This window comes from Halomonas sp., from assembly GCF_052095695.1.
Classification (GTDB): Bacteria; Pseudomonadota; Gammaproteobacteria; order Pseudomonadales; family Halomonadaceae; genus Vreelandella.
Map to the genome: position 1 here is coordinate 22,753 of NZ_JBQDLQ010000046.1, position 6,185 is coordinate 28,937.

Annotated in this window: 6 protein-coding genes; 5 read left to right on the forward strand and 1 reads right to left on the reverse strand. The window is 50.0% G+C overall.

Features of this window, described 5'->3' with window-relative positions:
- The first annotated feature begins 154 nt into the window (after positions 1–154).
- From ACTH5D_RS10790 to ACTH5D_RS10805, 4 genes are all read left to right on the forward strand, one after another.
- Positions 155–1,288 (forward strand): iron-containing alcohol dehydrogenase, encoded by a 1,134-nt coding sequence (locus ACTH5D_RS10790; RefSeq protein WP_441671067.1) that lies wholly within the window; start codon positions 155–157, stop codon positions 1,286–1,288.
- A 133-nt stretch (positions 1,289–1,421) separates the two neighbouring features.
- Entirely contained in the window at positions 1,422–2,408 is a 987-nt protein-coding gene (locus ACTH5D_RS10795; protein WP_441671069.1) for a tripartite tricarboxylate transporter substrate binding protein, read from the forward strand.
- A gap of 9 nt (positions 2,409–2,417) precedes the next feature.
- Complete coding sequence (locus ACTH5D_RS10800) at positions 2,418–3,002, forward strand: tripartite tricarboxylate transporter TctB family protein (protein ID WP_441671071.1); 585 nt, start codon at positions 2,418–2,420, stop codon at positions 3,000–3,002.
- Entirely contained in the window at positions 2,990–4,495 is a 1,506-nt protein-coding gene (locus ACTH5D_RS10805; protein ID WP_441671073.1) for a tripartite tricarboxylate transporter permease, read from the forward strand. Before ACTH5D_RS10800 ends, ACTH5D_RS10805 begins: the two co-directional genes overlap by 13 nt.
- Here the strand turns inward: ACTH5D_RS10805 and ACTH5D_RS10810 are convergent.
- Entirely contained in the window at positions 4,490–5,476 is a 987-nt protein-coding gene (locus ACTH5D_RS10810; RefSeq protein ID WP_441671075.1) for a LysR substrate-binding domain-containing protein, read from the reverse strand. The genes ACTH5D_RS10805 and ACTH5D_RS10810 overlap by 6 nt on opposite strands.
- Positions 5,477–5,736: 260 nt before the next feature.
- Here ACTH5D_RS10810 and ACTH5D_RS10815 point away from each other — a divergent pair, with 260 nt between their 5' ends.
- Positions 5,737–5,916 carry a GntT/GntP/DsdX family permease gene (locus ACTH5D_RS10815; protein ID WP_441671077.1) on the forward strand — a complete coding sequence of 60 codons (180 nt, stop codon included), beginning with the start codon at positions 5,737–5,739 and terminating at the stop codon, positions 5,914–5,916.
- The last annotated feature ends 269 nt before the right edge of the window (positions 5,917–6,185 follow it).

The following is a 6,185-nucleotide window of genomic DNA, read 5'->3' on the forward strand; positions in this document are numbered from 1 at the left end:
ATTGTCCATATCGGTAAAGAGTATTTTTTCGTAAAGGGCTTGGCAGGCACAAAATACGTTACTAGACTGTTGTTGTACAGTCATACTGTATGACACCTTTTTAGTCAACATTGCTGTTTTTTTGTTTTTCACCCAATAATAATGAGAAATTACAATGCCTTATATCATCAACTATCTGACTAAAATTCAATTTGGTGAGCATGCCATTGCGGAGCTAGCCAACGAGCTGCACCTGTTGAAGGTAAAAAGGCCGCTGTTTGTAACGGATAAAGGCCTCAGCGCTACCCCCGTTCTTGCACACGTCATTGAGGCTGCACGCCTTGACGCAGATGCCTGTATTTTCGATGGCACTCCTTCAAACCCAACGGAAATAGCCGTAGAAAGCGCATTGGCGTTTTTAAAGGAAAATGACTGCGATGGCATTGTGGCCGTTGGTGGGGGCTCCAGCATCGATATGGCTAAAGCGGTCGCGTTACTTTTTAATCATCCCGCGCCACTGCGCCAATACGCTGCGATTGAAGGCGGCGTTGCAAAAATTAATGCCGACGTGCTGCCCTTAATAGCGGTGCCGACAACGGCCGGCACCGGCAGTGAGGTAGGCAGAGCCTCCTTAATTACGATGAAAGATAATCGTAAGCTCGGCTTTCTTTCCCCGTACCTGATTCCTGCGGTGGCTATCTGCGATCCTCGGCTAACACTCGGTTTGCCGCCGTTCTTGACCGCTGCCACGGGTATGGACGCCATCGCTCACTGCGTGGAAACCTTTTTAAGTCCCAAGATAAACCCTCCCGCTGAAGCGATTGCTTTGGATGGGCTGACGCGTGCTAGCCAATATCTGGTAGAAGCCGTTGAAAATGGCGAAAACCTAACCGCTCGAAACGAAATGATGATGGCAGCCCTGGAAGGGGCGATGGCCTTTCAGAAGGGGCTGGGCGCGGTGCACTCCTTGTCTCATGCATTAGGAGGTCTGCATGAGTTAAAGCTTCATCATGGCACGCTCAATGCCGTGTTGATGCCCACTGTGCTTAAGTTTAATCAGCCCGGCTGTGAGGATAAATTTGCTCGCCTCAAAGATGCTATGGGCCTCAACCCTGATGACGATTTAGTCAAAGCGTTTGAAAGGCTCAATGTGACATTGGGAATGCCTGCTAGTTTAAGCGACATGGGGGTTACGGAAGAGCACCTGGATCAACTGGCTCAGTGGGCATTAGAAGATCACTCCACGGCGACCAATCCCCGAGCACCCTCGAAAGAAGATTTTTACAACATGCTTAAAGACGCTTTCTAAGCGATAGGTCTCCCCACCTATTTCACTGAGAAAGCAGACGTTGTTAGAAAAGAAAGCCCTTAAAGCATTAACCCGTGACGTTTCCAAAAAAGATAATTGACGCTAAGCAATCAATGACCAAAGGAAAGTGAATATGACAATTATAAATAATTCTCTTAAATCTATGCTTGTTTCAGGTATCGCTGCGGCGGTGATGGTGGCCTCAGGTGCGGCCCTGGCTGATTATCCTGAACGCCCTATCACGCTGATTGTGCCCTGGGCGGCCGGCGGCGGTACTGATGCGACGGCGCGCACCATTGCCCGCGCGCTTGAAGATGAAATCGGCCAAAAAGTTAACGTGGTAAACCGCACCGGTGGCAGTGGCGTGGTAGGGCATACCGCGATGATTAACGCCGCGCCAGATGGCTATACGATTGGCTTAGCAACCGGCGAAGTGAACATGATGCATTGGCAGGGTTTAACCGACCTTACCTATGAAGATTTTACGCCGATTGCTCAGGTTAACTATGACTTCCCGGGTATACAGGTAGCTGCTGATTCCCCTTATGAAAGCCTGCAAGATTTGATTGACGCTATTAAGAGCGAGCCCAAAGGCACCTTTACCGCGTCTGGTACGGGCCAAGGCGGGGTCTGGCACTTGGCCTTTGCGGGCTTCTTGATGGACCAAGGTGTCCCTGCTGACCAAGTGATCTGGATCCCAAGTGAAGGTGCCGCGCCCGCGATGATCGAGCTAGTCTCCGGCGGCATTGATATTGTTCCCAGCTCAGTGCCAGAAGCGCGCTCAATGATGGAAGCTGGGCGCGTCAAAAGTTTCGCCGTTATGTCTCCTGAGCGTATTGATAGCTTTCCCGATATTCCTACCATTGAAGCGCTGCTTGGCAGTAGCTATCAAGTCGGTGAGTGGCGCGGTATTGCCGGCCCAAAAGGGATGGACCCCGAGGTCGTCGCCACGCTTGAGGCCGCGCTGGAATCCGCCTACAACAGCGATACGTATCAAGACTTTATGCATCAGCAGGGCTTCGGTACGCAGTGGCGCAATGCTGAAGACTTTGGCCAGCTGATGGCAGACATGGATACCGTTTTTGGTGAGATCGTTGAGCAAGTTGGCCTAGCTAACTAAGGAAAGAAAATGCGGGATGTTCTCATCGGAATAGGGTTTGTTATTGCTGGGGTGGTGACCATTTTTATCGCCCAGCAGTTTCCCACCCTACCTAGTCTCCAGTTCGGGCCCTCTCTTTTCCCCTCCATCGTTGGAGGGGGATTTTGCATCGGCGGCGTCGTTCTACTGTTGGGCGGAATGTGGCAAAGGCACAGGGGGGCTGATCAAATGATGCAAAGTGAATTACCAGGCGCTGAGCTAGCAACCACTGAATTAGAAACCAACGCTTTTGAAACTAACGCTTTTGAAAGATCAGCACTAAACGCCACTGAGTTAGAAAGTGCTGAGCCCCCAACAGGCAAAAAAAGCTGGGCAATGATATTGCCGCCGCTAATGATTGTTTTTTACGTCGTGGCAAGCCCTTACATCGGCGCGCTGTTTGCCATGATCATCATTATGTTTTCACTCATGATACTAAGAAAAACGGCCTTATACGTCGCCTTGGCGGCCTCTGTCGGTGTCTCACTGGCGATTTATTTTATTTTTTCACACTATCTTTTAGTGCCGTTACCTCAAGGCGTTCTATTAGGGGGTAGCTTGCCATGGACGCTTTAATTAATGGCTTTGCGTTAGTTTTAACGCTAGACACTATGTTAGTCATTATAGCGGCTTCGCTATTTGGCATCTTCGTCGGCGCCGTGCCTGGCCTAACGGCGACCATGGCCGTGGCGCTGCTAGTGCCAGTGACCTTCTATATGGATACGACGCCGGCTATCGCCGCTATTGTATCGACATCAGCAATGGCCATTTTTGCGGGCGATATTCCAAGTACTTATTTAAATATACCGGGAACGCCGGCATCGGCGGCTTACGTGACGGAATCGTATTCGCTGGCGAAAAAAGGCAGGGCACGAGAAGTATTAGGCATCAACTTAGTCTGCTCAGTGTTCGGCGGTATTTTTGGTACCGTTATCTTAATTGTGGTGGCCCAGTTTTTAGCGGAAGTTGCGTTAAAGTTCAGTGCATTTGAATACTTTTGGCTCGCAGTGCTGGGTTTAAGCTGTTCGATATTTATTTCGATTGGCTCTAAAACGAAAGCCTTTCTCTCACTGCTCTTTGGCATTCTGCTTTCGACCGTCGGTCTCGATATGATGAGTGGGGCTCCGCGCTTTACCTTTGGCGTGCCTGACCTAATGGCGGGGGTCAACTTTATACCGGTGATGATTGGTATGTTTGCCCTGAATGAGCTGATGAACTACTACAGCTCAAAGTCTGAGAAAAAGACCATCAACATCGTTGCCACAGACAGCGTGTTTCACAACGTGCCGAGACATACGAGGCGCTATTGGCGAAATATGCTGCGCGGTAGCTCAATCGGTACATTGATTGGCGCGTTACCCGGCGCAGGTGCCGACATTGCTGCGTGGATTGCCTATGCCGTGGGAAAAAGCCGATCAAAAGAAAAGGCTAAGTATGGCACCGGTCATATAGAGGGCATTGTGGATGCAAGTTCTGCGAATAACTCCGGCCTGAGCGGGGCGTGGGTGCCGGCATTGGTGTTCGGTATTCCGGGTGATTCCATTACCGCTATCGTGATTGGCGTACTGTACATGAAAGGCATGAATCCTGGCCCTACCATTTTTATGGATGGTTCAGGACTGATCTATGCCTTATTTATCGTGTTTATTGTCGCTAACTTAATGATGCTTCCCATTGGCTATATGGCGATCAGGTTATCGAAATTCTTTATCCTGACCCCCAGCCGCGTCTTAATGCCGGTCATCATATGCTTTTGTATCGTCGGTGCTTTTGCGATCAATAATAGCATCGTCGATGTTTGGATAATGCTGGTCATTGGGCTGGTGGCTTACGTGCTTGCCGTCAATGGCTTCCCAATGGCGCCAGCCATTCTGGGGTTAGTGCTTGGCTCAACGGTCGAAAATAACTTTATGAGCGCAATGCTTCGCACCGGTGGCGACTTAACGAGCTTTTTCGCGCGCCCCATCAGTGCGGGGTTGGGTATTGCAGTGATTGTGTTGTGGTGTTCGCCTCTTCTGGTTAAGGCGTATCGCTACCAAAAATCTAGATCAGCGAGAGCCTCTTCATAACGCATGACCATCATCACTGCCACGATGTGGTGCCGCAGAAGAAGATCCTAACGCGATAATGTCACGCAGTGTGCTCATTAACGCGGCGGCACCGGGTGAGAGGCGCTGATTGCGTAGGCTAACCAGCCCGTATGGCTGAACGCTGAGCGCTTCGCTAAACGGTAATAGATGGAAACGCTGCGGTGCACATAGCAGATTGGCGGTTTCTCTTGTGGTGACGGTGATCGTGTCTGATTTATCAACCAGCGCGAGCGAAAGTAGCACATCGGCGGTGTCTACTATCTGACAGGGGGGCGCTACCTGATGATGCAAAAAGAGGCTGTCTACGCGCTGGCGCATGAGGGCGCCAGTCGGCTGTAACGTCCATGGGTAGTCTGCCATGTCGGTCAAATTCAGCGACGTTTTGTCGGCTAGTGGGTGGCCTTGGCGACATACAAAGCAGAGTTCTTCTTCGCCAATGTCTTCAAAGACGAAGCGCTCTATATCAAAGCCTGCAGGGATCCGTGTAATCGCGAAATCTAGCTCGCCCTCAAGCAGGCGCGGCACGAGTGTTTTACTAACATCGACATCAACGCGAATTTTTAATCCTGGCCGCTCTCTATGCACGCGCTCGATAGCGCTGGTGAGCAGAGTGACTGCTGGTGCCATCACGGTACCGACGGCAACCGTTCCAGCATTGCCGTCACGTAATGCATTTAGCTCTTCGCCGGTGTGGCGTAATGCCGACAGCATGCTATGGGCGTGGCGAATCATGATTTCACCGTACCAGTTAGGCGTCAACCCGCGGGCGTGTCGATCAAATAAACGAATCCCCAGATTTGTTTCTAGGTCGCTGAGTAACTTTGAAGCGGCGGGCTGGCTCATGTTGAGCTGAGCCGCTGCCCTATGCAGATTATGCTGCTCATCAAGCGCCAAAAATAACTGAAAGTGACGCAACTTTAGTCTCACGTGAAGAAACCAGTTTTCATCGAGTACGCCCATGGAATAAGCCTTGTTGTATGCGTGATAACTAAAAGTATATCGATATTGGCAGTTTTTGGTATTGGTTGGTTATTGGGTGGCTGCCTATAGTGGATTTGCTTTGGTGATTGCTATTAACCGCAACACCAATAACAACAAAATTTTAGGAAAAAACGCCATGCTAGAAACGACGCAAGCAGCAGGTGCCTTAACGTTCATGAGGCGGTTGAAAAACGTTATCGCCGGTCTATAGCATCATTTTAATCACCGGCGCTGATGGCATGTTCGGCGTTGTACTGACTGCCATTGGTTATTCTCATGTCAATGACTCTGGATTCTGGCGGGTAGGTCATTTTTTAGGTGTGGATACCAAAACTATGCTGAAAACCTGGACCGTCATTTCAATCGGAATTTCATTGATGGCGTTTGGTTTAGCGTGGCTGGTGTTCTCACTGGTGTAACTAAGATGTTGTGACTAAAAGCCTCACCCAACCTGTATGGATTGACCACTAATAAAAACATTGAGCTGCAGACAGTTCGAGACCGAGGAGACGAATATGAGTGATTCATCAAATGTTAATAAGCCAAAACTGCGCTCTGCCGAGTGGTTTGGTACCGCTGACAAGAATGGTTTCATGTACCGCAGTTGGATGAAAAATCAGGGCATCCCCGACCATGAGTTTCAGGGCAAGCCGATTATCGGTATCTGCAATACCTGGTCAGATCTGAC